Below are 25,358 nucleotides of genomic sequence, written 5' to 3'. Positions count from 1 at the left end.
GACCTGTTGGACAATGTCCATCCGGGCGCGATTCTGCGTGAGGATTTCCTGATCGGCAGCGATATTCCGCTTCAGGAAGTAATCGAAGGCGCGGGCATCGCGCATGACCAGCTGACGGCCATTCTCGCCGAGAAAGCGCCGGTCGACGCCAATATCGACCTTCGCTTGGCCCGCTATTTCGGCATGAGCGAGGGCTTTTTCATGGGTCTCCAGATCGACTATGATCTGGAAGAAGAGCGCCGCGCCCATGGCGACGAACTGGCGCGGATCACCCGGCGAGCGGCTTGAGCCAAGATTGCTCGGGCGGAAAATGCGTCCGGCATTCGCGCTGTTACGGCAGCCTTTTGAACGCAAGCAGCAGGAGGCAGGCACAGCGCTTGCTGCTATGGTCGCGCCCATGGACCTTTCCGCCCTCGACACCCGTGGCGCCGCGCATGTCCCCGCGCTGCTTTCCCCAGACCAATGCGCCGCGACGATCGCGCTGTGGGACGACCCCTCCACCTTCCGCAAGGCGGTGGTGATGGAGCGCCATGGCTATGGCCGGGGCAGCTATCGCTATTTCCGCTATCCCCTGCCCGCGACCGTGGCGGCGCTGCGCGACGCGCTGTATGCGCCGCTGGCGGGTGTCGCCAATCGCTGGGCCGCGGCGCTTGGCAGCGCCGACATCTATCCCGCCACCCACGCCGCCTTTCTCGACCGTTGCGCGCTGGCCGGGCAGGACAAGGCGACACCGCTGCTGCTGCGCTACCATGCCGGGGACTGGAACGCGCTGCATCAGGATGTCTATGGCCCCGCCATCTTCCCGCTGCAGGCCGCCATATTGCTATCGCAGCCGGAGCGGGATTTCACCGGCGGCGCCTTCGTGCTCACCGAACAGCGCCCGCGCATGCAGTCCCGCGCGGAAATCGTGCCGTTGCGTCAGGGCGACGCCGCCATCTTCCCGGTGCGCGAGCGGCCGGTGCAGGGCGCGAAAGGCTATCATCGCGTCCAGATGCGCCACGGCGTCGCGCGGGTGGAAAGCGGCGAGCGCTTCGTGCTGGGCCTGATCTTCCACGACGCGCCCTGATCGCCGCCCGGCAGCCGCGGCTGGACGGATTAGCGGTTGAGCGGCGCATGGGGGCGGGCCATAGAGGACGCCATGTCCATCCGTCCGTCACTTCGCGCCCGAAAGCCGCTGGCCATGCTGACGCTGGCCCTGCTCTCCTCCTGCGTCGCGCCGCCGCGTGAGGCGCCCCGTCCCGCGCCGGCGCCCGCCCCCGTACCGGCACCAACACCACCGGCACCGGCGCTTTCGTCGGACTGGACGCAATGGCCGATGACACCGGGCGGCTGGACCTATCGCCTGCAGGCGAGCGGCGGGGTCGCGCTCTTCGGCACGGCGCAGGGCGAGACGCTCGCGACCTTCCGCTGCGAGCTGTCGACCCGGCGCATCATGGTGTCGCGCGGCGGCATGGCGGCGCAGACAGGCGCGACGATGAGCATCCGCACCAGCTTCGGTTCGGCGCAATGGCCCGCCGCCACGCAGGCCGCGCCCGTGCCGCAAGTGATCGCCGCCCGCGGCGCGAGCGACCAGACACTGGACCAGATCGCCTACAGCCGGGGCCGCTTCACCATCGAAGTGCCGGGCATGACGCCGCTCGTGCTGCCGCCATGGGCGGAAATCGCGCGGGTGATCGAGGATTGCCGGGGCTGATGGAATCCGCAACGGCCGGCGGCTTCACGCTTCAGGTTCCGGCGCGGACGCAGAAGTATGATTCGAAAAAAGAAAATTACAAGCCTTGATCAGCGAATCATAATAGCACACATTCGCTACGTGGCCGGGTGAAGGGCACACTCGAAATCCAGGCCACGCCGGTTTTCAACAACGCGAAAGGAGGTGATCCGATGTCTCATGGTTCAGCAATGGGGTCGGTCAAGTCCATTCGGGGAACGCGCCGCTGAGCGACGCCAGAGCGTCGATCTCCCGGAAATCATCATGGTGCGGGTGCTTCCGCAGTCTCACCTGAACATTTCGGGCAGATAGCGCGACCAACGTTCTCCTTGGGCGGCACTTCCGGCCGCTGACCATGCAAATGATGGGCCGTCGGGGCATCATGCGCCCGGCGGCCCCTCTCATATTTGCAACAGATGCGGCGCGCGCCGATCGATGGCCGATGCGTCGCCACATCATCCTCGCATAGAACGATTTCCAAGCGATCGCTGGTTAGAGCATCGTGCGGAAAAGTGGGAACCGGTTTTAGCTGCGCTGAACTCCGTTTCCGCAAAAAACGATGCGGCAACAAAAGAAGAGCGCGCGCGACCTGCGTCCGATCAAACGCAGCGCGTTCTAGAGCATTTTCAAATTGACCGTTTACGGTCAATGGCTCGGAAAATGCGACAACAAAGGACGAGAGCGTTTTCGCTTATAGTGAAAACGCTCTAAGAAATCGCGCTCAATCAATGCTCCAGCCGAACGGCCGGACCGGGATTGTCCCGATCCGGCCGTCTTTGGTCCGAAGGCCATTGGAGCGTCGTGCGTTTGATCCGGCCTGTTCAGGCTGGGCCCGCCCCGAAGATGCTCCGGGGACGAATGGGAACAGGCGAACCGCACAGGTCGCATGACACCCCAAAGCCCGTCGGCACCATCATCCGAATCAGAATTTGGCGACGACGCCCGCCATTGGACGGATGCTGTTGAAATGACCGAATGTATCGGCCTGCAGCCTCAGGCGGATATTGCTGCTGTCGCCCTTGCCAAGGCCCAGATCGACCGGCGACACTTCCACGCCCGCGCCATAGGTCATGCAGTCATAGTCGCGGCTGTCCTTGCCCAACGCGTCGAAATTGACCCATTGATAGCCGACCTTGCCGAAGAACATGCTGTCCTTGCCGGCCTTCACGCCCACGCGGCCAGCAGCGCCATATTCCCAGTCGATATCGCCGGAAACGCCCTTGCTGGCATTGCCTTCCACGCCCAGCATGATCGGCCCGGCGACGTTCACATTCACGCCGGCCACGCCCTCCACCAGGCGGCCATCATAGCCGACCGGGGGAATGCCGGCCTTGTTGCCCTCGCTGTCGAAATTATGGATGCCGCCCATCACGCCGACATAGGGTTCGATGCGGCGGGTGGTCCCTTCGCCCTGCGCATGCGCGGCAACGGGAAGGATGGTCGCAGCGCCAAGCGCTGCCAGAAGCAGTGTCTTCATGTCTTTCGACCCTTTTTTCATCGATGTCAGAAAAATGCGCACGGTGTGGACCCGGCGCGACGCCTCTCGAACGGCGCGAAAGGACAATGGCCGAGGGGCCGCTCCGGTTTCCCCGACGATGGGAAAAACCGCCCGGCACGCCAAAAAGCGGCCTTTTTGCAACGGTTTCTGCATCCCCGATGAACAGGAGCTCCGCTTTCCTGAACCCCCGATAAACCGCCGCTGTCGTGAAGGGATGCCGCCATCCATTCACAACCAATTCAACCGGCGGGGGTTATTCTCTCCACCATTGTCCTTGCGCACTGGAGAGCATCCATGCCCCGCCTTCCCTTTACGGCAGCCGCCTGCGGCCTGCTTCTGTCCCTTGGCCTTGGTGGCTGCGCCTATGACGACGGCTATGGCTATGGCGGCGTCGATGTCGGCTATGGCAGCTATTATGGCCCGGATTATTATGGGCCGGGGGGCTATGGCTATGGTGGTTATGGCGGCTGGTATGACGGCTTCTACTATCCCGGCAGCGGCTATTATGTCTATGACCGCGGCGGATCGCGCCACCGCTGGAACGATCGCCAGCGCAGCTATTGGCAAGGCCGCCACCGCGAATGGCGCGGCGATCGGGATGGCCGCCCCAATGACGGCGTCCCCGGCAATAATGGCTGGCGCGGCCGCCCCGGCGACGGCAACCATGATCGCAATAGCCCCCGCCCCGGCTGGAACGGGCAAGCTGGCGCCAACCAATCCGGAAATGGCCAATCCGGAAATGGGCAACCCGGAACCGGCGCCATCCGGTCCCGGCAGGATTGGGAGGCGAACCGCCAGCGCCAGTGGCGCCAGCAGGGTCAGGGCGCCGTCCAGCAACCCGCCCCCTCCGCCAATCGCCAGGGCTGGGATGCCACGCGCGGCGCCGTGATCAATCGCCCCACGCCCAACCTCCGCTCGGAAGGCCAGGGGGATCGTCCGCGTGGCGATGGCGGTCGCGGCACGCGCAGGGGGCACGGCAATTGAGGCTGGGCGCCAGGCGCATGGCCCTGCCTTCGCTGCACATCGCCGGCCTGTCGGTGCTGGCCTTGCTGTCCGGATGCAACCGGGCGGAACGCACCACGATCAATGAGGTCGCCAATGGCGGCAACATCGTGGATGTGGATGAAGCCGTCCGCACCCAGGCACAGGATGTCATGGCGCCGCTGGCCCCGCCCGCACCGGGCACGCCCGGCGGCCTGCCCGTCTCGCCGCCGGTGCTGGAAGAGGATGCCATCGCGCCGGACAGCGCGCAGGGCGCCGCCCAGGTCGTCCAGGGCTATTATGGCCTGCTGGAGGAGCAACGCTTCGCCGACGCGCAGAAATTGTGGAACGAGACCCTGGCGCCCGCCCGCGAAGATGCCCGCGCCTTCGCGCACCGGTTCAATGGCTTTTCCGAAATCCACGCCAATATCGGCGCGCCGGGCGAGCCGGAGGGTGCGGCGGGATCGAACTTCGTCACCGTGCCGGTGCAGACCTATGCCCGGGTGAAGCCCACGGGCCAGCCCGCTTATGCGCTGCGCACCGTGACGCTGCGTCGCGTCAACGATGTGCCGGGTTCGACCGAAGCCCAGCGGCGCTGGCATATCGAAAGCATCGGCCCCTATGTGCCGCCGGCGATCGCTTCGTCCGCCGCGTCCCCGGCGCCCTGATCCACGCCCGGCATGAAAAGGGGGCTCCCGCACAGGCGGAAGCCCCCTTTTTTTCATCTTACTACCGCGCCGCCCGGTCCGGGCCGCGCCGGAAATCAGGCGACGGTCGCCTTGACGATCTTGCCCGGCGCCTTCGGCGGCTCGCCCTTGGGCAGCGCGTCGACATGCTCCATGCCTTCGGTCACTTCGCCCCAGACGGTGTACTGGCCATCGAGGAAGGTCGCGTCGTCGAAGCAGATGAAGAACTGGCTGTTGGCGCTGTTCGGGTTCGACGAACGCGCCATCGAGCAGACGCCGCGCACATGCGGCTCCCTGCTGAATTCCGCCTTGATGTCGGGCAGCTTGGAGCCGCCCATGCCGGTGCCCGTCGGGTCGCCGCCCTGCGCCATGAAGCCGGGAATGACGCGGTGGAACACCACGCCGTCATAAAAGCCGTCCTTGGCGAGCGTGGCGATGCGCTCGACATGGCCGGGCGCCAGATCGGGACGCAGCTTGATGACCACATCCCCGGTCTCAAGCGTCAAAGTCAGCGTTTCGTCGGCCATGAATGATCCTCTTTTCTCGTCGCGCGCCGTAAAGGCACGGATATGGGGGTGAAAGCGCCCATATAGGCACTCAGGCCAGCGATGCCATTGCTTTTCCATTGTGCATGAGCGAAAGGACGGGTCATGCAAAAGGAACCGGACAGTTGGAGGGGCAGCGATGAGCGAAAGCAGCGCTGCGCCGCAGGAAGAGATCAAGCGCCTCGACACGGTTGAGGACGATGCCTCGTCGCGCCATGACGAGGATGACCGGCTGAAGCATGAATTCGTCACCGCCGTGCTCGACGCGGTGGAAGACGACGATAACGAGGAAGCGCGCAAGCTCGTCTCGCCGCTCCACCCCGCCGACATCGCCGACCTTCTGGAACTGACGCCGTCGGAAAAGCGCGGCAAGGTTGCCGCCGCGCTGGGCGATCTGGTGGGCGCGGAAGTGCTCTCCGAACTCAACGATTATGTCCGCGACGACATCATCGACGCGCTGGCGCCGGAGCAGGTCGCGACCTTCGCCTCCGAACTGGATACCGACGACGCCGTCGCCATCATCGAGGACATGGAGGCCGCCGACCAGCAGGCGGTGCTCGACGCGCTCGACCCGGAAGACCGCGCCGCGATCGAAAGCGCGCTCTCCTACCCTGAGGAATCCGCCGGTCGCCTGATGCAGCGCGATCTGGTCGCGGTGCCCGCCCATATGAGCGTGGGGCAGGTCATCGACTATCTGCGCGACAATGGCGACCTGACCCGGGATTTCTGGGAAATCTTCGTGGTGGACGAGGCGCACAAGCCCATCGGCACCTGTCATCTCAGCTGGATACTCACCTGCCCGCGCAGCATCGCCATGGCCGATGTGATGAAGCGCGAGCAGACGCTGATCCCGGTCGACATGGATCAGGAAGAGGTGGCGCTGCGCTTCCAGAAATATGCGCTGATCTCCGCCGCCGTCGTCGACACCAATGGCCGGCTGGTCGGCATGATCACGGTGGACGATATCGTCCACATCATTTCCGAGGAAGCGGGCGAGGACATCCTGCGCCTGTCGGGCGCGGGCGATGGCGACATCAACCAGCCGATCCTGGAAACCGTGCGCACGCGCCTGTCCTGGCTGATCGTCAACCTCGGCACCGCCGTGCTCGCGGCGTCGGTTGTCGGCCTGTTCCAGGGCACGATCTCCCGCTATGTCGTGCTGGCCGTGCTGATGCCGATCGTATCGGGCATGGGCGGCAATGCGGGGACGCAGACGATGGCGGTCGCGGTGCGCGCGCTCGCGACCAATCAGCTCACCAGTTCGAACACCATCCGCCAGATCACGCGCGAATTCCGCATCGCCAGCGCCAATGGCACGGCGCTGGGCATCTTGATCGGCATTGCGGTGGGACTGATCTATGGCAATCACGACCTGGGCATCGTGATCGCGCTGGCCATGCTCATCAACAATCTGGTCGCCGGGCTGGCGGGCATCCTCGTGCCCGTGACGCTGGAAAGGCTGAATGTCGACCCGGCGGTGTCTTCTGCCGTGTTCGTCACCACCATGACGGATGTGATGGGCTTCTTCTCCTTCCTGGGCCTCGCGACGCTCTGGGGCCTGTAGACCGAAGCCTGTAGACCGCTCTTGATTGAACCGGCAGGGCGCGCCATCTGGCTGTCATGCCCTTGCACCTGACGAAGATCGCTTTCGGAAGCGAAAGCCCCGCCACCCTGCGCGCCTGGCTCGAATCGCACGATGTGGCGCAGGGCGGGCGGGGCGAGGCGCGGCTGACGACCCGCTACCTGCCCAAGCGGGACGCGGAACTGGCCGGCGGATCGCTCTACTGGATTCATGCGCATATGCTGGTCGGCCGCAGCCCCATATTGGGCTTCGCGCCGACGCCGGAAGGCAAATATTGGATTCGCCTCGAACCCCGGCTGATCCCCGTTGCCGCCCGGCCGCGCCGCGCCCATCAGGGCTGGCGCTATCTGGAGGACAAGGACGCCCCACCCGACCTCGATGGATCGGCAACCGGGGAAGAGATACCGACGGCATTGTTGAGCGAGCTGTCGCGCCTCGGGCTGGTCTGAGCCCTTTCAGCGCGCCTGTGGGGCGCGCGCGCCGAGCCTTCCGAGCATAAAGCTCAAGGCGCGATGACGCGCCAGACGATCGCGACGGGAATCCAGCACAGGGGCGACAGCAGGCTTGCGGCCCACAGCTGCAGCACATCGCCACGAAAGCGCGCCGCGAGGGTCGATGCCTGGGCCGATGCCGGGGCAGCGCCCCGTTCCAGCGCCTGCCAGCGATGCTCCAGCTGACGCGCGGCCAGCGCGAAGCCGGCAATGGCAATGATGATCCCGAGGTGCAGCAGCAGCGATCCGCCGGTCATGGCCACGACGACAATCTGCAGGATCGCGAAGACGACGAGCGCATAAGCAAGATGGGCACTCATCCGCTTTGCAAATTGTCCGTCCCCGGCCCCACCTGACCCGAGCGGAAACAAGGTCGCCATCATCTACTCCCACCTGCCCGACAATGGCAGGATTCCACGACTTTCCCGGCGGATCAACAAAAAATCACCGGCCAGGGCAAAAGCCGGTCCCACGGCATCCGATCACAGGCACCGGGCCGAAGGGAAGCCCCGCAACCTTACAGCAGCCCCGGGGCCGCACTCCCGTCAGGGCACGCCCTTGGATTCCTCCATCCGGCGCTCGGCAAACCATTGTTTCAGCATCGCGCTGGTGCAGCCGGTAAAGCCGTTGCTGCCAACCGGCGAACAGCTGCCCGGCAGCAATTGACGCCCGGCAGCCTCCATGTTCGCGACCTGGCTGGCCCAGCCCGGTCCGCCCATCGGTTCGGGCTTTTCGCGCAGCGTCTTGGGGATGCGATAGCGTTCGGATTCCGGTTTGCGCGCGCACACGACGACTTCGTCCTCCTTGCCCTTGGGGCAGGGATCGTCGCCATAGACCACTGCGGCAAAGATGCGCTGGGGCGGCTCCTCAGCATGAGCGGGCGGGGTCGCGGCCATGGCCAGCGCCAGCAACAGGCCGCCGGCAAGGAACGGCAGGGGAGCAGGGGCAAGCGGGGGTCGGCAACGGGTCATTCAAACATCCTTCCGTCAGGGCACTGGCGGTATGCCATCCCCTTTCGCCCCATCTGTGTCGCGCGCATGTCGGCACCCGACATGAAGACGCTACAATGCCCCCGAAACCGTATCCGCGATCGGGCGCAGCCCCCTATTTCACCTCTTTGCCAGTACCGGTGCCAGTAGCGGTGCCGCCAGCGACGCCAGCCTTCGCGGCCGCCTCCGCGGCTTCCTCGGCCTTGGCGGCGGCCTCGATCTTGTCGGATTCGGCATCGATCGTGGACAGGCGGCGGGCGCGCTCGGCCGCAACCAGATCGCCCCAGCTGGCATTGTCATTCTGCTGCTTTTCCGCCTTGGCCCGCTGCGCCAGCTGCTGGAAGCAACCGGTAAAGCCGCCACCGCCCACCGGCGAGCAGCTGTCCGTGCCCGAACGGCCGACATATTCCAGCGCCTTGAACTGCTGCCCCCAGGCCTGGTTGGCCGGCGCGTTGGGATCGCCGCGCAGGGGCTCGGGAATGCGGTAGCGCTCCTTCTCTTCCTTGCGCCCGCATACCACGATGTCGCCGGAATCGCTCTTCGGGCAGGGATCGTCGCCATAGACGATGACAAGGTTCACCTTCTCCGATCCCGCCACCACCGTCTGAACAGGGGACGGCGCCGGCGGCGGCACCGCAGGTCCGGTCTGGGCCAGGGCGGCTCCAGGAACCGCAGCCCCGGAAACAGCGGCAAAGGCGATTGCCAGGGCGGTCATCAGCTTGGTCATATCATCGTCTCCCGGTCAGGCGCTTCGACAGGAAGCCCCGAGCCATTTTCAGATTCGCTTCGACAGCGCGATGGCGGCACGACAACCCAATCTGATCGCCCCGGACAATAGGGGATAGACCGGGGCATCGCGCGCGCCATGGGCAAAGGCCGCGTCGCGATGCTCGACCTCCTCCGCCTGAAAATCCGCAATGGCCTCCGACAGTTCCGGGTCGCTTTCGCCCAATGCGGTAAGCTGCTCGGCATAGTGCAGGTCGATCTCCGTCTCGATGGCGGCGGTGCAGGCCATCGCCGCTTCCGGGCCCATGGCGGCGGTGACGGCGCCCAGCGCAAAGCCGGCGACCTTCCAGAAGGGTTGCAGCAATGTCGGCCGCACGCCGCGCTCGGCAAGCATGCGGTCGAAATGCGCGCGGTGCCGCTCTTCCTGCGCCGCCATGCCGGCGATGATGCGGCTGTGCGGATGGCGATCGCCCATCACCGCCAGCTGGCCGCCATAGATGCGGGTCGCGCCATATTCCCCCGCCTGATCGACGCGCAGCATCGAAGCGGTGTCGCGCCTGCGTGCGGTCGGCCGGGGAAAATCCTGCGATGCGCTCATGCCGCGTTCCTCCAGCGTGCGAGAAGCAGGACGCTCAAAAGCGCGGCGCCCAGCGAGAAGAGCGCATTATAGCCCGCCAGCGAGATGCCGAACAGGGTCCATGCCGCGACATCGCAACGGGTCAGCGGCGCGGCGAGGATAGTATTGAGCACGTCCTGCGCGCTGCCGCCCGAGGGGCTGCTGGAACAGGTGGTAAGCCCCTCCCACCAGCCATATTCCACCCCGGCGTGGAAGGCGCCGATCGCCCCGCTGGTCGCGATCGCCAGCGCAGCGAGCACCACCATCAGCGCGCTGATCGGCGGGCGGCCGCGCAGGGCGATGGCATCGAGCGCGAAAAAGATCGCCACCAGATGCGGCCAGCGCTGCCACATGCACATTTCGCACGGATACAGGCCGAACCCATATTGGGAGACGAGCGCCCCGCCCAGCAGCAGCACCGGCGTCATGATCGCCACCAGGCGGGCGTTGGAAAGGGCCTTGGCGGCGGTCATAGGTGTCTGTTGTCCTGTGCGGGCGCGAAGGATGCCGCGCCGGTTTGGGGTCGATTTGGGGCCGGTTTCGGAAAGGACGCCGCCCGGTCAGCGCGCCGCCGTCCGCTTCGGCCTGGCGGGCACGGCCTGGGCGACGACCGCACCGGGCCTGGACGCGACACGACCGATGGTCTGCAGCGCATAATAGAGCTGGAAGTCGTCGATACCCTTTTTCTTCAGGTCGTCGGCGGACATCGCGAAGCGCGGATCGTCCTTGGTATCTTCCTCCAGCGCGCCATTATCCACCTTGATCTCGTTGATCAGGTGGCGGCGCAGGTCGCTCTCGCGGAACTTGGGCCGGTTCTTGTAATCGGGGTCGGAGATCTGGGGCACGCGGATGTCGGGCTGGATGCCGCCTTCCTGCACCGAGCGGCCCGATGGCGTATAATAGCGCGCCGTCGTCAGCCGCAGCGCCGTGGTGTTGCTGAGCGGCAGCAAGGTCTGCACGCTGCCCTTGCCGAAGCTGCGCTCGCCCATCACCAGCGCGCGATGCTGGTCCTGCAGCGCGCCCGCGACGATCTCCGACGCGGAAGCGGAGCCGCTATCCACCAGCACGACGACCGGCAGGCCCTTCGCATCATCGCCCGGCTTGGCATAATAGCGCTCGACATCGCCCTTGTTGCGGCCACGCTGCGACACGATCTCGCCGCGCTCCAGGAACACGTCGGAGGTCGAGACCGCCTCGTCCAGCAGGCCGCCGGGGTTGGAGCGCAGGTCGAGGATATAGCCGGTCGGCTTGTGGCCCAGCGACTTGTCGATGCTGCGGATCGCCATCTTCACGTCGGCGCCGGTATTGGCCGAGAAGCTGACGATGTTGATGACGCCGACATTGTCCTTCACTTCCCATTTCACCGGCTTCAGCTCGATGATTTCGCGGGTCACGGACAATTCGATGGGCTTGTCGCGGCCGGGCCGGACGACGGTGAGCTTCACCGCCGTCCCCGGCGCGCCCTTCATCCGGTCGACGGCATCGTCCAGCGTGCCGCCATAGATCAGCTCGCCATTGATATGGGTGATATAATCGCCAGCCTTGATGCCCGCGCGCCAGGCCGGAGTATCCTCCATGGGCGCGATCACCTTCACCGCGCCGTCCTCCTGCGTCACCGACAGGCCAAGGCCGCCATAGCTGCCCTCCGTCTGGGTCCGCAGCGTCGCGAAATCGCGCGCGTCGAGGAAACTGCTGTGCGGATCGAGGCTGGAGAGCATGCCCTGGATCGCGCCCTTGATCAGCGTTTCGTCATCGACCTTCTCGACATAGTCGGCGCGCACGCGCTGGAACACGTCCATGAACTCGTCGAGCGCCTTGTAACTGCTCCCTTCCGCCTCCGCGAGCGCGGCGGTCGTGGCGGGGATCAGCGCGAGGGCGCCCAGGGCGATGGCGCTTCTCAAAAGGGTCGATGTCATCGGTGTTCGTGAGTCCTGCTTGGGCATGTAACCGGAATATAGGCGCAATCGCCGCGCCACGCAAAGCGCCGAACCTGAAACCTGCCACAGGGCGGATGAGCGCCCGGTTAACGGCTCGTCGCGGCTCAAAGGCTGATCAACGGAATAATGTCCACCGGGCGACCATTGCGACGCAGTTCGACGGTGATGGTCGGCGTCTTGGGGCCGGCATTGCCCAGCGGATCGCCCTGCCGCACCTGCGCGCCGACGCCCACGGAAAGGCGCTGCAGGCTGGTGATCAGGCTGGTCCAGCCGCCGCCATGGTCGATGATGACGATCTGCCCGAACCCGCGATAATGGCCAGCAAAGGCGACTCGGCCCGCCGTCGGGGCCACCACCAGCGCGCCCGGCTGGGTCGCAAGGGTCAGGCCGCGCGCCCGCACACCGCTTTCCGATGTTTCGCCCATGCCCGTCACCAATGTTCCCACGACGGGCAGGCGATAGGCCGGCGGGCCGTTGTTTGCGGCCAGACCCTGCTCCGCCGGCAAAGCCTGCACATCGCCCGGCCGCGTCGGGCGCAGCAGCGGCCCCGGCAAAGCCTCAAGCCGCTGACGCACCGCCCCCGCATCGTCCAGCTTGTCCATCAGGTCGACAATGTCGCGCGCACGCTCCCCCAGCGCGATGGCGCGGTCGCCCTCCAGCCCTGCATCCTCGCGAAAATTGGTCGACGCCAGCCGCTGCTCGGTTTCGGCCCGGCGCAGCGCCGCCTGCCGCTCGGCCAGCGCGCGCCGGCCGGTGGCGAGCGAGGCGGCGGCGCGCTCCGCATCCATCCGCAGCGCCCTGCTGCGGGCCAGTTCCGCCCGCAGGCCGGCTGTCCGTTCGCGAATGACCGGCAGCACCGTTTCGAACACCGCGCGCATATGCACGGCGTCGGCGATCGATCCGGGCTGCACCAGCGCCAACGCCGGCGGGCGGCGGGCAAAGGTCTGCAGCGCGCCGGTGAGGCGGGCGATCGGCTGCTGCCGCTGCGCCAGCCGCGCCGCCTGCACCCGCTGGAGCCGGGCGATGATGGCGATGCGGGCCTGCGCCGCTTGGATATCCGCCTCCGATTCCTGAATGCGGGCGGCAAGGGCGGCGGCGTGGCGGCGGGCGCGCTCGGCCTCCTGCGTCGCCTGTTTCGCCTGCGCGTCGAGTTGGGCGGACCGGGCGCGGGCGGCATCGGCCTGCAGCCGCGCCGTCTTCAGCGCCGCGCGTTCCTCCGCCAGGCTGGTCGGCCCCATGCCCGGCAGCACGACGGCATTATCGATCGTGCTCCTGATCGTCGCGGTGGTCGCCAATGCCGTAGCGATCGCCGCGCACAGCAGCACCGGCGTTGCCGCCAGCAGCGCGCCACGCCGCGCCCAATTCGCTCCCCCCATCATCGGGATCATCCTTCACGATGATAGGGGTGGTTGGCAAGGATGCTGGTGGCGCGCCACAGCTGTTCGGCCAGCATCGCGCGGGCCATCATATGCGGCCAGGTCATCGTGCCGAAGGCCATCAGCAGGTCGGCGCCAGCGCGCTCCTCGTCGCCGAAGCCGTCCGCCGCGCCGATCAGGAAGCGGCATTCGCGCACGCCCCGGTCGCGCCAGCCCTCGATCCGGCGGGCGAAATCCATGGAGGAAAGCTGCTGGCCCTTTTCGTCCAGCATCACGGTGACGGCACCGGCGGGCGCAGCGGGCGCGCGGCCGCCCCGGTCGGGCAGTTCCGTCACCTTGTGCGGCATGGCCAGGCGCTTCAGATAACGGTCGACCAGCTCCGCTTCGGGAGACCGGCCGATCTTGCCGCGCGCAATGATGTGCAGAAGCATCGAGCAGCCCCATCGCCGGGGCCGATCCCCGTCGCTCCCGGCACGGCAAGCGCCGCGCCGCATCTGGCCGCGCCATCGGGCCGCCCGAAACGGGCAGCGCCCTCAGGCGCGGCGAATCACTGTACCGTCAGGCCGTGCCCGCGACAGGCGCGTCGACGAACCCCCACATCCGTTCCAGATTGTAGAAGCTGCGCACTTCCGGCCGGAACAGATGGACGATCACGTCGCCGGCGTCGATCAGCACCCAGTCGGCGACCGGCAAGCCTTCGACACGGGCGATGCGCCCGGTCTGCTGCTTGATCCGTTCGGCGAGTTTCTGCGCCATGGAGGCGACCTGTCGGGACGAACGCCCCGATGCGATCACCATATGGTCGGCGATGCTGCTCTTGCCTTCGAGCGGGATGGAGACGGTTTCCTGCGCCTGGTCGTCGTCAAGCGACTGCATGACAAGGGCGTGCAGGGCTGCCACGGATTCGGCGCCAGGGGTCCTGGGTGCCGTATCGTTGGCGGGTTGCGGGTTGGTCAATCGGGCTCCTTTGAGGTGATGAGGTGACGCGTCAACGGATCGCGCACGCACGCTTTTTCATATTCGCGATGCCAGAGGGGTTCCGCCTGCCGAAGCAGGGTTGCCGATCGTGGATCAGGGCGGAAGCGCAAAAGCACGAGCGCCGGCGGTCTCCAGTCCGTCCATTGTCTGCACTGGCGCGCGGGCCGGACGTAGTGCCGCAGCCATCCCATGGCCGGTGAACCCTGGGCCACGCTATCATAGCCCGGACGGGCGACGACGGCAATGGGCATCGTGCGGGCGATGCCGCGCCAATTCTGCCAGCGGTCGAACTGCGCCAGATTATCCGCCCCCATGATCCACATGAAGCGGTGATTGGGGTAGCGGCGGCCGATCGCCTGCAAGGTCTCGAACGTGTAGCGCGTGCGCAGTTCCGCCTCGATCGCCGTCGCGCGGATCGGCGCACGGCGGGCCATCGCCTGCGCGCTCGCCAGCCGCGCGGGCAACGGCGCCATGCCCTTGGCGGGCTTCAACGGATTGCCCGGCGACACCAGCCACCAGACCTCGTCCAGCCCCAGCGCATCGCGCATGAACAGGGAAATGCGGCGATGCCCGCCATGGGCCGGGTTGAACGAGCCGCCGAGCAGACCGATGCGCTTCATTTACCGGGTCTTGGCAGTATCCGTGCCATGGAGCAATCCACGACATCGAGAAAGCGAGGGCGCGGCATGCCAGGGACGATGGCAAGAACGATGACAGCGACGATGATGGGGACGAACGGCGAAAGGCGCAGCTTTCACACGCTGGACGCGCTGCGCGGCATCGCCGCCATTGCCGTCATCGGGCTCCACGCGCATGACCAGACGCTGGCGCGGTTGCTGCCGCGATCCTATCTGGCGGTGGACCTGTTCTTCATGTTGAGCGGCTTTGTGCTGGCGCTCGCCTATGGCGCGCGGCTGGCCGATGGCCTGTCCGCAGGGCGTTTCATGCTGATGCGGGCCATCCGCCTCTACCCGCTCTACATGGCGTCCATCCTGTTCGGCATCACCGCGCTTCTCACCCATCTGCTGGTGCCCGATCCGCATTATTCGCCCATGCGCATCCTGGCGACGGCGGGGGCGGCATTGCTGCTGGTGCCCGTGCCGCCCGCCGTTTCCGTCGGGCCGGGGACGCTGTTCCCGATCAATCATCCAAGCTGGTCGCTGTTCTTCGAGCTTGCGGCCAATCTCCTGTTCGCCCTGCTCGCGCGCCGGCTCGGCAATCGCGTGCTGGCCATGCTCATCCTTGCCGGCGTGGCAGCGAATATCGCGGCGGTGATCGCCTTTGGCAGCCTTGAGGCGGGTTATAACTGGGGTTCGATCTGGGCCGGCGCCGGGCGAACGCTGTTCGGCTTTTTCGGGGGCGTCGCGCTGGCACGGATATGGCAGACGACGGATCGCCGCATTGTCCTGCCCCCGCTGCTGATTCTGGCGGCGCCGGTCGCGATGTTCGCGATCCCCACCAAAGGCCCGCTGGATGGCGTCATCGACCTTGCGCTCACCATCGTCGCCTTCCCGCTGCTGCTCCTTGTCGCCGCGGCTTCGGCACCGGACAAACGCTGGAGCGCGGCCTTCGACGAACTCGGCACGGCTTCCTACGGCATCTATATCCTGCAGATGCCGGCGATCTTCCTTGTCGCATGGATGGCGGAGCATCTGTTCGGGATCGACGATCATCGCCTGGGCGTCGCCGGCACCATCGCCGTGATCCTGCTGGCATGGGGCGCCGCGCGCACCCTGCATCGCCATTACGACCTGCCGATGCGCGCACGCCTGCGGGCCCGATTGCTGGCGGGCGAGAGCCACCGGCAACCGTCCCACAGGAACGACGGCCCAAGCGCCGCGCGCTTCCAGAGCGATTTCGCGCCGGATGGACTCATCCGGCAACTTGAACATCATGGAAAACAAAGAAATGCCGGACTCATCCCGGTTCAATCGGAACCGGGATGAGTCCAAAGCGGCATCCACCGCGATAGCCAGATCATCGGACCGGCCTTGCCGAACGGCGTTTCCATCCGGTTGGAGCTTATAGCGCGCGCGGTTCCGAAACGATCCCCACGCGATATCCGCCCTGCCGTTCGATCATCCAGCCGGGATATTCCGACGGCAGCGCGCTCAGGCCATCCAGCACCGCCAGATCCTCGGCAGACAGGTCCACGCTGGTCGCCGCGATATTGTCGGCCAGCTGATCGGGCCGTTTCGCGCCGATGATGACGCTGGTGACATGGCGCTGGTGCAGCAGCCATGCGAGCGCGATCTGGGCCACGGACACGCCGCGCGCCTCCGCCATCGGCCGCATCGCGTCGATCAGGTCGAAGGCGCGATCACGGTCGACGGGCGGGGAATCGAAACTGGCGCGACGGCCCTCGCCTTCGCCTTCACGCGTATATTTGCCCGACAAAAGCCCACCGGCCAGCGGGCTCCAGACCATCAGGCCCAGGCCCTCGGAGCGCATCATCGGCACCAGTTCGCGCTCCAGATCGCGCCCGGCAACGGTGTAATAGGCCTGCAGGCTTTCAAAACGCGCCAGCCCCTTCGCGGCGGAAATGCCCAGCGCCTTGGTGATCTGCCACGCGGCCCAGTTGGATACGCCGATATAGCGGACATGCCCCTGCCGCACGAGATCGTCGAGCGCGCCCAGCGTTTCCTCGATCGGGGTCAGCGGGTCCCAGCCATGGATCTGGTAGAGATCGACATGGTCGGTGCCCAGCCGCGTCAGGCTGGCCTTGATCTGGTCCATGATGTGATAGCGCGACGTGCCCTTGGCATTGGGCCCTTCGCCCATCGTGCCCATCACCTTGGTCGCGATCACCAGGTCGTTGCGCGACACGCCCAGCGCCTTGATCGCCTGGCCAAGGATCGCCTCCGACGCGCCGAAGCCATAGACATTGGCGGTGTCGACAAAGTTGATGCCGGCGTCCAGCGCATCCTTGAGCAGCCCCTTGGCGGCATCGACATCCAGCTGACCGATCTTGCCCCACATCGTCCCCTCGGTGCCGCCGAAGGTCATGGTGCCAAGACAAAGTTCCGAAACGACCAAGCCGGTGCGGCCAAGCAGGTTGTAGCGCATGAAATGCTCCGATGCTGAGGGACGGCCGGGGGCGGCCATGCGGGAGATGGGAACGCAAGGACGCCCGCGCCAGCCCCCGGGGGAGACAAATTTCGCTTCACAGGTTAAGGGCTTAGGCCATGTCCTCACCCATTCCCCGCCTCGCCCTGTCCTGGGCGACCGTCGCCCTGTTCCTGCTGTTTGGCAAATCCATGCTGGCGGGCGCCGCGTCTCCCGCCATGGGCGCGGCGCTGTTCGCCTGGCTGCTGGGGGTCATCCTGTGGAGCGCCTTCGGCGTGGTGCATGAGGCGGAGGAACTGGCCGAGCGGCTGGGCGAGCCCTATGGCACGCTGGTCCTCACCCTTGCCATCGTCATCATCGAGGTCGCGCTGATCGCCGCGGTGATGCTGGGCGGGTCCGCCGTGCCGACGCTGGGCCGCGACACGATGTTCGCGGTGCTGATGATCGTGCTGAACGGCGTGGTCGGGCTGGGCCTGCTGATCGGCGGGGTGCGGCACCATCAGCAGCGCTTCAACCTGCAGGGGGCGAGCGCCTATCTGGCCGTCATCATCCCGCTGACCGTGATCGCGCTGGTGCTGCCCAATTTCACCACGTCGACCCGGGGCGGCACATTGTCACCCTTTCAGGCCGGCGCCTTCTCGCTGTTCACGGTGGCGCTCTACGGGCTGTTCCTGTGGTTGCAGACCGGGCGGCACAGCGGCTTCTTCCAGGCGGTGGACCATGGCGCGCGCGATGGCGCCGTCGTCGTGGAGGCCGATGCCAGCCCCCTGCCCCATGCCGATGCGGCAAGCGGCACCACAGGCCGGCATTTCATGCTGCTGCTCGCCAATATCCTGCCCATCGTGATCCTGTCGAAAAGCCTGGCCAGGCTGCTGGACCTCGGCATCGCCGCGCTCGGCGCGCCGAGCGCGATGGGCGGCATCGTGATCGCCATGATCGTCTTCACGCCGGAGGGAATCTCCGCCCTGCGCGCGGTTGCCGCGAACCAGCTGACCCGGGCGATCAACCTGTGCCTTGGCGCGGCGACCTCCACGCTGGGGCTTACCGTTCCCGCCGTGCTGCTGATCGGCCTGCTGGCGGGGCAGCCCGTGGTGCTGGGCCTGTCTTCCGCCAATATGGTGCTGCTGTCGGTGACGCTGATCCTCAACACCCTCACCTTTTCCGGCGCGCGCACGACGATGCTGGAAGGCGCGGTCCACCTGTCGCTGTTCTTCGTCTTCCTGGTGCTGGTGTTCAGCCCTTGATGATCAAGGCCGATATGGATTCAGTTCCGACCGAGCCGGAGTCACAGACGGCCACAGGCAAATGGCGATGGCCAGGAACCGGCGCGCAACATATGTCCAGTCCGTGAGCATCAAAGCGCAGATAGGCGCGCCTTGCAGCCCGGCATCAGCCGAATAACGGCAATTGTCAGGGCCTGATCTGGCCCTTGCCGCGCACCAGCCACTTATAGGTGGTGAGCCCTTCCAGCGCCACCGGCCCGCGGGCATGCAGCCGCCCGGTCGAAATGCCGATCTCCGCGCCCAGGCCGAATTCGCCGCCATCGGCGAACTGGGTGGAGGCGTTCCACATCACGATGGCACTGTCGACCGCGTTCAGGAACTGCTCGGCAGCGGCGGCATCCTCGGTGATGATCGCATCGGTATGGTGGCTGCCATGGGCGGCGATATGGGCCAGCGCATCGTCGATGCCGTCCACGAAGCGCGCGGACACGATGGCGTCGAGATATTCGGTATCCCAATCCTCTTCGGTCGCCGGCGTCACGCGGCTGTCGAGCGCCGCGACATCGGCATCGCCGCGCACCGCGCATTTCGCGTCGAGCAGCGCCCTGATGACGCTATCCGCCCTGGGAAAGCCGCGATCGATCAGCACCGTCTCGGTCGCGCCGCAAATGCCGGTGCGGCGCATCTTGGCGTTCACCACCAGCGACTTCGCCATGGCGGGGTCGGCAGCGGCGTGGATATAGCTGTGGTTGATGCCGTCCAGATGGGCGAGCACGGGCACCCGCGCCTCTTCCTGCACGCGCGCGACCAGGCTCTTGCCCCCGCGCGGCACGATGAGGTCGATGAGGCCCGCCGCCTTGAGCAGCGCGCCCACCGCCGCACGATCCGTCGTCGGCACGAGCTGGACGACGTCGGCGGGCAGCCCGGCCGCGACGATGCCCTCGACCATCGCGGACTGGATGGCACGATTGCTTTCCTTCGCCTCGCTGCCACCGCGCAGGATGACGGCATTGCCCGCGCGCAGGCACAGCGCCGCCGCATCCGCCGTCACATTGGGGCGGCTTTCATAGATGATGCCGATCACGCCCAGCGGCACGCGCACGCGGCTCAGCTGCAGGCCGTTGGGCCGCTCCACCGCCTCGATCACGCGGCCCAGCGGATTGTCGAGCCCCGCCACCTGATCCACGCCGGCCGCCGTCGCGGCGATCCGGTCGCCATCCAGCCGCAGCCGGTCCAGCATGGCGGGCGACAGGCCGTTGGCGGCGGCATTTTCCATGTCGCGCGCATTGGCGGCGGCGATGTCCGTCGCATGATCGCGCAGCGCCTGCGCGGCGTTGCGCAATGCCTGCGCCTTCTGCGCATCGCTCGCCTGCGCCAGAATGGCAGCCGCCGCCCGCGCCCGTGCGCCCATGGCGGCAATCAGCATCTCGGGGGTCTGGGTCATGTCATTCATTGCGGCACCTTGTTCCTTGCAGCGGCCCCTAGCATGAAATGCCATGCCGCGAAACGGGCCGATCAAACGCATGGTCATGGCCGATGCGGGGACGGCCTTGCAGCCATTGATTGCGCCGCTGGATATGTACAAGCCGCCGCGCAGCGCCTACGGGCCTTCTTCGCGTGCCATGACCGTGCCGCGGCCGGGCTTCCCGCTCGGCTCGTCGGTGATCGTGATGGCGTATTCATGCCCATCCTCCCCGCGCCGGGCGCGCTGCACCTTGGGGGATAGGCCTCGGGAAGGAAGAGGCATCATGGCCGACGAAGATTATGTCTATGACGAAGAGAGCGGCGAGTGGATCAGCGCTGCCGACGCAGCGGCAAAGCAGGATGTCTCCGCGCAGGGCGACGCCGTGGAAGTGCGCGACGCGGTCGGCAACCTGCTGGCCGATGGCGACCAGGTGACGCTCATCAAGGATCTGACGGTCAAGGGTGCCGGCCAGACCTTGCGGCGCGGCACGCTCATCAAGTCGATCCGGCTGACCGGCGATCCGCAGGAAATCGATTGCCGTTATGATGGTATCAAGGGCCTGGTGCTGCGTGCGGAGTTCGTGAAAAAGCGCTGAGCGCGGCGGCGTTCCGCCAGCCATTGCCGATTTTGCCCCATTATGGATCGAACGGCGATGGTGCGTTGCACAATGCATGGCCAGCGGGCATAGCTTGACGCCGCATTCGGAGCGTCCAGGCCGGGCGCGATGTATCAGGGAGCAATCATGCGCAAAGGGATTATTCTGGCTGGTGGATCGGGCACGCGGCTTTACCCGTTGACCAGGGCTGTCTCGAAACAGCTGATGCCTGTCTATGACAAGCCGATGATCTATTACCCGCTCTCCACGCTAATGCTGGCGGGCATCCGCGAAGTCCTCATCATTACGACGCCGCATGACCAGGCCGCGTTCAAGGCGCTGCTGGGCGACGGCAGCGACCTGGGCATCGAGATCCAATATGCGGTGCAGCCCGATCCGGGCGGGCTGGCGCAGGCCTATCATATCGGCGCGGATTTCGTGGGCGACAATCCCTCCGCGCTCGTGCTGGGCGACAATATCTTCTACGGCCACGGCCTGTCCGAGCTGCTCGCCGCCGCGAACCAGCGGGACGCCGGCGCCACCGTCTTCGGCTATTATGTCAACGACGCGCGCGCCTATGGCGTCGTCTCCTTCGATGCGGACGGCAAGGCGGAGACGATCGAGGAAAAGCCGGACGTGCCCAAGTCCAACTATGCCGTCACCGGCCTCTATTTCTACGATGGCGAAGCGGTGCGGCTTGCCCGCGACCTCGCCCCCTCGCCGCGCGGCGAGCTGGAGATCACCGACCTCAACCGCCTCTATCTGGAAGCGGGCACGCTGTCGGTGGAGATCATGGGGCGCGGCTATGCCTGGCTCGATACCGGCACCCACGCCTCGCTGCTCGACGCGGGCCTGTATGTGCGCGTGACCGAGGAACGGCAGGGCCTCAAGATCTGCTGCCCGGAAGAAATCGCCTGGCGGCAGGGTTTCATCGACGCAGCCCATCTGGAAAAGATCGCCGCGCCGCTGCGCAAGAGCGGCTATGGCGATTATCTGATGGGCCTGCTGGAAGGCCGCGCCGCCTTCGGTTGAGGCGCGACTGACGGGCTACCCCGTCCGCCCATATCCGGGTTCAAACGATCGACAGGGCGCCCGAACCATCGGGCGCCCTGTTGGCGTTCAGTGCGCTGCGCCCCAGCTTGGTCCGGTGCCGATTTCCACGCCCAACGGCACGCTCAACTTCACCAACGGTTCGGCCGCGCCCGCCATCACCCGGCGGATGACTTCGCTGGCCGCCGCCACGTCGCCCTCGGGCAGTTCGAACACCAGTTCGTCATGCACCTGCAGCAGCATCCGGACATCGGGCAGGCCAGCTTCGACTAGCGCCGGGCCCATGCGCGCCATCGCCCGCTTGATGATGTCGGCGCTGGTGCCCTGGATCGGGGCGTTGATCGCCGCGCGCTCGGCGCCCTGGCGTTCATGCTGCACCGACGCCTTGATGCGCGGGAACCATGTCTTCCGCCCGAAGAGGGTTTCGGTGTGGCCGCACGCGCGCGCCTTCTCCAGCGTCTCGCTGATGTAGATGCTGATGCCGGGGAAGCGCTCATAATATTTGGCGATCATGTCCTGCGCCTCGTCCGCGCTGATCTCCAGCCGCCCGGCCAGCCCCCAGCGGCTGATGCCGTAGAGGATGGCGAAGTTGATCGTCTTCGCCCGCCCGCGCGTGTCGCGATTGACCTCCCCGAACAATTCCATCGCCGTGCGCGCGTGGATGTCCTCGCCATTGGCGAAGGCCTGCTTCAGCGCCGGGACATCGGCCATGTGGGCAGCAAGCCGCAGTTCGATCTGGCTGTAGTCGGCGGCAAGGATGACATTGCCGGGCTCGGCGACGAAGGCATGGCGGATCTGCCGGCCGATCTCGGTGCGGATCGGGATGTTCTGCAGATTGGGGTCGGTGGAAGAGAGGCGCCCGGTCTGCGCGCCCGACAGGCTGTAGCTGGTGTGGACGCGGCCGCTATCCTTGTTGATCTGCTGCTGCAGCGCATCGGTATAGGTGGACTTGAGCTTCGCCAGCTGCCGCCAGTCGAGCACCTTGCCGGCAATCCCCACCCCCTGCGCCTTCAACTGTTCCAGCACGGTGACGTCGGTGGAATAGGCGCCGGACTTGCCCTTCTTGCCGCCCTTCAGGCCCATTTTGTCGAACAGGATGGCGCCCAGCTGCTGGGTGGAACCGATGGCGAAGGGCTGCCCCGCCAGCGCGTGGATTTCGCCCTCCAGCGCCGCGATGCCGGCGGTGAATTCGGCGGAGAGGCGGGCAAGATGCTCGCGGTCCACCTTGACCCCGGCATGTTCCATGCCCGCGATCACGGAGACCAGCGGCCGGTCGACCAGCTCATAGACCCGCGTCGCCCCCTCTTCCGCCAGGCGCGGCTTGAACAGCTTCCACAGGCGCAGGGTCACGTCCGCATCCTCGGCGGCATATTCGGTGGCCTTGTCCAGCGGCACCTCGGCAAAGCTGAGCTGGCTCTTGCCGGTCCCGACCACATCCTTGAACGCGATGCAGATGTGATTGAGATGGACCTTCGCCGCCTCGTCCATGCCGTGGCCGGCAAGGCTCTGCCCCGCGAACAGGTCGAAGCTCATGACGATGGTGTCGTCGAACGGCGCGACGACGATGCCGTGGCGCTTGAGCACCGTCAGATCATATTTGATGTTCTGCCCGATCTTGAGGACGCTGTCGTCCTCCAGCAGCGGCTTGAGCTTCGCCAGCACCAGGTCGAGCGGCAGCTGCGGCGGCTTTTCGGCGAACATGTCGCGTCCGCCATGGCCGACCGGGATGTAGCAGGCCGCGCCCGGCGCGGTCGCAAGGCTGACGCCCACCAGCGCGCAGGAGACGCAATCGAGCATGTCCGTCTCGGTATCGACCGCAACGATCCCTTCCGCATAGGCAGCGGCGATCCAGCGATCCAGCGCCGCTTCGTCCACCACCGTCTCATAGGTCGAGCGGTCGATGGGCGGCATCTCCTCCACCCGCCTCTCCGGCGGTGCATCGGGCGTCGCGGCCGAGGCGGCGGCCACCGCGACCGCGGCGGCAGGGGCGCCCAGACGGTTCAGCAATGTCTTGAAGCCATGATGTTCAAGAAACGCCTGCAACGGCGCCTTGGGGATGCCCTTGAGCGTCAGCTCGTCCAGCGGCTCGGGCAGGTCCATCGCATCGTGCAACGCGACGAGCCGGCGGGACAGGCGAGCCATCTCCTGATGTTCCAGCAGGTTTTCCTGCATCTTCGATTTCTTCATCGTCGGCGCGGCGGCCAGCACCGATTCCAGATCGCCATATTCGGTGATGAGCTTCGACGCGGTCTTGGGGCCGATGCCCGGCACGCCCGGCACATTGTCCACGCTGTCGCCCATCAGCGCCAGCACGTCGCCCAGCTGCTCCGGCTTCACGCCGAACTTGCCCATCACATAATCGGCGCCGCGCCGCTCATTCTTCATCGTGTCGTACATGTCGACGCCGGGCTGGATGAGCTGCATCAGGTCCTTGTCGGAACTGACGATGGTGACATGCCAGCCCGCCGCCACCGCCGCCTTCGTATAGGTCGCGATGATATCGTCCGCCTCGAACCCCGCTTCCTCGATACAGGGTAAGGAGAAGGCGCGGGTCGCATCGCGGATCATCGGGAATTGCGGCACCAAGCCTTCGGGCGCGGGCGGGCGGTTCGCCTTGTACTTGTCGTACATGTCGTTGCGGAAGGTGTGGCTGCCCTTGTCCAGCACCACGGCCAGGTGCGTCGGCCCCTCCGCCTTGCCCAGCTCTTCGGCCAGCTTCCAGAGCATGGTCGTATAGCCATAGACCGCGCCGACGGGCTGGCCATGCATGTTCGTGAGCGGCGGAAGCTGGTGATAGGCGCGGAAGATATAGCCGCTGCCATCGACAAGATAGAGATGATTCTGGGTCATGGCGAAGGGGGATAGCGTGCAGGCGGCCTACCGATAAGCCCTAATGCCATGCCGAGCCCGAATGAGCGATAATAACGAGGATGGGTGGGAAGCGGAACGGCAGGTTTCAACACCTCAATATGCGAAAGCGGACTATCCGGCGTAAGCAAAATAAACCTTTCCTCGCGCAGGATCGACAATAGTTACACTTCCGCCACGCCCATATGAATAGAACGATCCCGCCTCCCGAATTGCGCGATTGGCCTCATCATCTCGCCCCGTCTCAACTGGGATGGAAAATCCATACGTATCGAGGTATTCCCGGATAGTGACCGGGTGGCGATGTCGTTCTGCTTCGCTGTCATAATGGTGCCAGCGGTTTCGTGACCCGGTCTCGTCAACCGGCGTGGCATGCCAACTCGTTCTTCCGCCCGGTAACGCCTCACCCAGACGCGATCCCTTACTGCGCGCCCACTGAGCAGTGCCCTCAGTAAGACGATAGACAACAAAGCCCGTTTCGTTGTCTCCCGGCATGCCAATCCCACCGAACGAGTCTTCTAGGCGATATTCGATCCACGCGACATGCAAAGGGCTTGGAACCCTCGCTAGAACAAAGTGGAGTTCGTAGGCTTTGGACATCAGATAAGGCGACGCTATGACCGCTATACCGGCCAAAACTATCGCTATCCGCTTCGCGCGGTCTTCGTGTTGCGTGGCACGGAACTTCCTACGGAGCAGAACCAAAAGTGCGCCAATTAAAATAAGTGGCGTCAACAGGATCAAAATAATCCCGAGAAAAATGGCGAAACCGGTCATAGATCGACTGTAGCTTTATACTCTTACCGAATTATTCCATTGAAAAATGATGTTTTAATCGATGCTCAATATGTCACCGAACATAATCAGCCTACAGGACGTTCAATCTGGGGTGGCAGCTATGAACGGCCGCTTCTGAGTTCGTCCGAAAAGGCCTCGTATGTCAGAAAATGGTCGTCACCAGACATCGCCCTTACA

The 25,358-nt window shown here is 65.7% G+C and carries 27 protein-coding genes; 11 read left to right on the top strand and 16 right to left on the bottom strand.

Annotated elements, in window-relative coordinates:
• Positions 1 to 6: 6 nt before the first annotated feature.
• From WFP78_RS01570 to WFP78_RS01560, 3 genes are all read left to right on the top strand, one after another.
• Positions 7 to 288 (top strand): HigA family addiction module antitoxin, encoded by a 282-nt coding sequence (locus WFP78_RS01570; RefSeq protein WP_336958004.1) that lies wholly within the window; start codon positions 7 to 9, stop codon positions 286 to 288.
• 109 nt (positions 289 to 397) lie between these two features.
• Positions 398 to 1,066 carry a 2OG-Fe(II) oxygenase gene (locus WFP78_RS01565; protein ID WP_336958003.1) on the top strand — a complete coding sequence of 223 codons (669 nt, stop codon included), beginning with the start codon at positions 398 to 400 and terminating at the stop codon, positions 1,064 to 1,066.
• A gap of 72 nt (positions 1,067 to 1,138) precedes the next feature.
• On the top strand, positions 1,139 to 1,693 hold the full coding sequence (locus WFP78_RS01560) for a hypothetical protein (RefSeq protein WP_336958002.1): 555 nt from the start codon (positions 1,139 to 1,141) through the stop codon (positions 1,691 to 1,693).
• Positions 1,694 to 2,633: 940 nt separating this feature from the next.
• Here the strand turns inward: WFP78_RS01560 and WFP78_RS01555 are convergent.
• Positions 2,634 to 3,188, bottom strand: coding sequence for an opacity protein (locus WFP78_RS01555; RefSeq protein WP_336958001.1), 555 nt, complete (start codon positions 3,186 to 3,188; stop codon positions 2,634 to 2,636).
• Between the two features lie 315 nt (positions 3,189 to 3,503).
• Here WFP78_RS01555 and WFP78_RS01550 point away from each other — a divergent pair, with 315 nt between their 5' ends.
• Together WFP78_RS01550 and WFP78_RS01545 are read left to right on the top strand one after the other, a co-directional pair.
• Complete coding sequence (locus tag WFP78_RS01550; protein ID WP_336958000.1) at positions 3,504 to 4,193, top strand: peptidase; 690 nt, start codon at positions 3,504 to 3,506, stop codon at positions 4,191 to 4,193.
• A 17-nt stretch (positions 4,194 to 4,210) separates the two neighbouring features.
• Entirely contained in the window at positions 4,211 to 4,858 is a 648-nt protein-coding gene (locus tag WFP78_RS01545; protein WP_336957999.1) for a hypothetical protein, read from the top strand.
• Between the two features lie 95 nt (positions 4,859 to 4,953).
• Here the strand turns inward: WFP78_RS01545 and WFP78_RS01540 are convergent, their stop codons facing one another.
• Complete coding sequence (locus tag WFP78_RS01540) at positions 4,954 to 5,403, bottom strand: peptidylprolyl isomerase (RefSeq protein ID WP_336957998.1); 450 nt, start codon at positions 5,401 to 5,403, stop codon at positions 4,954 to 4,956.
• A 157-nt stretch (positions 5,404 to 5,560) separates the two neighbouring features.
• Here WFP78_RS01540 and mgtE point away from each other — a divergent pair, with 157 nt between their 5' ends.
• Both mgtE and WFP78_RS01530 read left to right on the top strand, forming a co-directional pair.
• Positions 5,561 to 6,985 (top strand): magnesium transporter, encoded by a 1,425-nt coding sequence (gene mgtE / locus WFP78_RS01535; RefSeq protein ID WP_336957997.1) that lies wholly within the window; start codon positions 5,561 to 5,563, stop codon positions 6,983 to 6,985.
• A gap of 56 nt (positions 6,986 to 7,041) precedes the next feature.
• Positions 7,042 to 7,452, top strand: coding sequence for a DUF1489 family protein (locus WFP78_RS01530; protein ID WP_336957996.1), 411 nt, complete (start codon positions 7,042 to 7,044; stop codon positions 7,450 to 7,452).
• A gap of 53 nt (positions 7,453 to 7,505) precedes the next feature.
• Here the strand turns inward: WFP78_RS01530 and WFP78_RS01525 are convergent, their stop codons facing one another.
• The 10 genes from WFP78_RS01525 to WFP78_RS01480 all read right to left on the bottom strand — a co-directional run bounded on the left by WFP78_RS01525 (position 7,506) and on the right by WFP78_RS01480 (position 14,736).
• Positions 7,506 to 7,814 carry a hypothetical protein gene (locus WFP78_RS01525; protein WP_419722884.1) on the bottom strand — a complete coding sequence of 103 codons (309 nt, stop codon included), beginning with the start codon at positions 7,812 to 7,814 and terminating at the stop codon, positions 7,506 to 7,508.
• 225 nt (positions 7,815 to 8,039) lie between these two features.
• Positions 8,040 to 8,465, bottom strand: a complete 426-nt coding sequence (locus tag WFP78_RS01520) for a hypothetical protein (protein ID WP_419722883.1) — start codon at positions 8,463 to 8,465, stop codon at positions 8,040 to 8,042.
• Positions 8,466 to 8,598: 133 nt separating this feature from the next.
• On the bottom strand, positions 8,599 to 9,201 hold the full coding sequence (locus WFP78_RS01515; protein ID WP_419722890.1) for a hypothetical protein: 603 nt from the start codon (positions 9,199 to 9,201) through the stop codon (positions 8,599 to 8,601).
• Between the two features lie 57 nt (positions 9,202 to 9,258).
• Entirely contained in the window at positions 9,259 to 9,807 is a 549-nt protein-coding gene (locus WFP78_RS01510) for a demethoxyubiquinone hydroxylase family protein (RefSeq protein WP_336957992.1), read from the bottom strand.
• Positions 9,804 to 10,298: a disulfide bond formation protein B gene (locus WFP78_RS01505; protein WP_336957991.1), complete on the bottom strand. Its 495-nt coding sequence runs from the start codon at positions 10,296 to 10,298 to the stop codon at positions 9,804 to 9,806. The genes WFP78_RS01510 and WFP78_RS01505 overlap by 4 nt, the downstream gene beginning before the upstream one ends.
• Positions 10,299 to 10,385: 87 nt before the next feature.
• Positions 10,386 to 11,741, bottom strand: coding sequence for a S41 family peptidase (locus WFP78_RS01500; protein ID WP_336957990.1), 1,356 nt, complete (start codon positions 11,739 to 11,741; stop codon positions 10,386 to 10,388).
• A gap of 125 nt (positions 11,742 to 11,866) precedes the next feature.
• Complete coding sequence (locus WFP78_RS01495) at positions 11,867 to 13,141, bottom strand: murein hydrolase activator EnvC family protein (protein WP_336957989.1); 1,275 nt, start codon at positions 13,139 to 13,141, stop codon at positions 11,867 to 11,869.
• A 5-nt stretch (positions 13,142 to 13,146) separates the two neighbouring features.
• The gene (locus WFP78_RS01490) at positions 13,147 to 13,569 is read right to left on the bottom strand and encodes a 23S rRNA (pseudouridine(1915)-N(3))-methyltransferase RlmH (protein ID WP_336957988.1); all 423 of its coding nucleotides are present in this window, start codon (positions 13,567 to 13,569) and stop codon (positions 13,147 to 13,149) included.
• A gap of 127 nt (positions 13,570 to 13,696) precedes the next feature.
• Positions 13,697 to 14,095 (bottom strand): ribosome silencing factor, encoded by a 399-nt coding sequence (gene rsfS, locus WFP78_RS01485; RefSeq protein ID WP_336957987.1) that lies wholly within the window; start codon positions 14,093 to 14,095, stop codon positions 13,697 to 13,699.
• Positions 14,092 to 14,736, bottom strand: coding sequence for a nicotinate-nucleotide adenylyltransferase (locus WFP78_RS01480; protein ID WP_336957986.1), 645 nt, complete (start codon positions 14,734 to 14,736; stop codon positions 14,092 to 14,094). The genes rsfS and WFP78_RS01480 overlap by 4 nt, the downstream gene beginning before the upstream one ends.
• 90 nt (positions 14,737 to 14,826) lie before the next feature.
• On the opposite strand from WFP78_RS01480, the gene WFP78_RS01475 reads away from it, so the two are divergent.
• Positions 14,827 to 16,062 (top strand): acyltransferase family protein, encoded by a 1,236-nt coding sequence (locus WFP78_RS01475; protein ID WP_336957985.1) that lies wholly within the window; start codon positions 14,827 to 14,829, stop codon positions 16,060 to 16,062.
• A 76-nt stretch (positions 16,063 to 16,138) separates the two neighbouring features.
• Here the strand turns inward: WFP78_RS01475 and WFP78_RS01470 are convergent, their stop codons facing one another.
• Complete coding sequence (locus tag WFP78_RS01470; RefSeq protein ID WP_336957984.1) at positions 16,139 to 17,182, bottom strand: aldo/keto reductase; 1,044 nt, start codon at positions 17,180 to 17,182, stop codon at positions 16,139 to 16,141.
• 119 nt (positions 17,183 to 17,301) lie between these two features.
• Between WFP78_RS01470 and WFP78_RS01465 the strand changes: the two genes are divergently transcribed.
• Positions 17,302 to 18,426, top strand: coding sequence for a calcium:cation antiporter (locus WFP78_RS01465; protein WP_336957983.1), 1,125 nt, complete (start codon positions 17,302 to 17,304; stop codon positions 18,424 to 18,426).
• 166 nt (positions 18,427 to 18,592) lie between these two features.
• Here WFP78_RS01465 and WFP78_RS01460 read toward each other — a convergent pair whose 3' ends face one another.
• The gene (locus WFP78_RS01460) at positions 18,593 to 19,858 is read right to left on the bottom strand and encodes a glutamate-5-semialdehyde dehydrogenase (protein ID WP_336957982.1); all 1,266 of its coding nucleotides are present in this window, start codon (positions 19,856 to 19,858) and stop codon (positions 18,593 to 18,595) included.
• Between the two features lie 295 nt (positions 19,859 to 20,153).
• Here WFP78_RS01460 and WFP78_RS01455 point away from each other — a divergent pair, with 295 nt between their 5' ends.
• Both WFP78_RS01455 and rfbA read left to right on the top strand, forming a co-directional pair.
• Complete coding sequence (locus tag WFP78_RS01455; protein ID WP_336958214.1) at positions 20,154 to 20,465, top strand: alkylphosphonate utilization protein; 312 nt, start codon at positions 20,154 to 20,156, stop codon at positions 20,463 to 20,465.
• A gap of 147 nt (positions 20,466 to 20,612) precedes the next feature.
• The gene (gene rfbA / locus WFP78_RS01450) at positions 20,613 to 21,497 is read left to right on the top strand and encodes a glucose-1-phosphate thymidylyltransferase RfbA (RefSeq protein ID WP_336957981.1); all 885 of its coding nucleotides are present in this window, start codon (positions 20,613 to 20,615) and stop codon (positions 21,495 to 21,497) included.
• Positions 21,498 to 21,584: 87 nt separating this feature from the next.
• On the opposite strand, the gene polA is transcribed toward rfbA, so the two are convergent.
• The gene (polA, locus tag WFP78_RS01445; protein WP_336957980.1) at positions 21,585 to 24,365 is read right to left on the bottom strand and encodes a DNA polymerase I; all 2,781 of its coding nucleotides are present in this window, start codon (positions 24,363 to 24,365) and stop codon (positions 21,585 to 21,587) included.
• Between the two features lie 132 nt (positions 24,366 to 24,497).
• On the bottom strand, positions 24,498 to 25,160 hold the full coding sequence (locus WFP78_RS01440) for a hypothetical protein (RefSeq protein WP_336957979.1): 663 nt from the start codon (positions 25,158 to 25,160) through the stop codon (positions 24,498 to 24,500).
• Between the last annotated feature and the right edge of the window lie 198 nt (positions 25,161 to 25,358).

The sequence above is a fragment of the Sphingobium aquiterrae genome (genome assembly GCF_037154135.1).
Taxonomy (GTDB): Bacteria; Pseudomonadota; Alphaproteobacteria; order Sphingomonadales; family Sphingomonadaceae; genus Sphingobium; species Sphingobium aquiterrae.
This window is presented reverse-complemented; position numbering and strand designations above follow the sequence as displayed.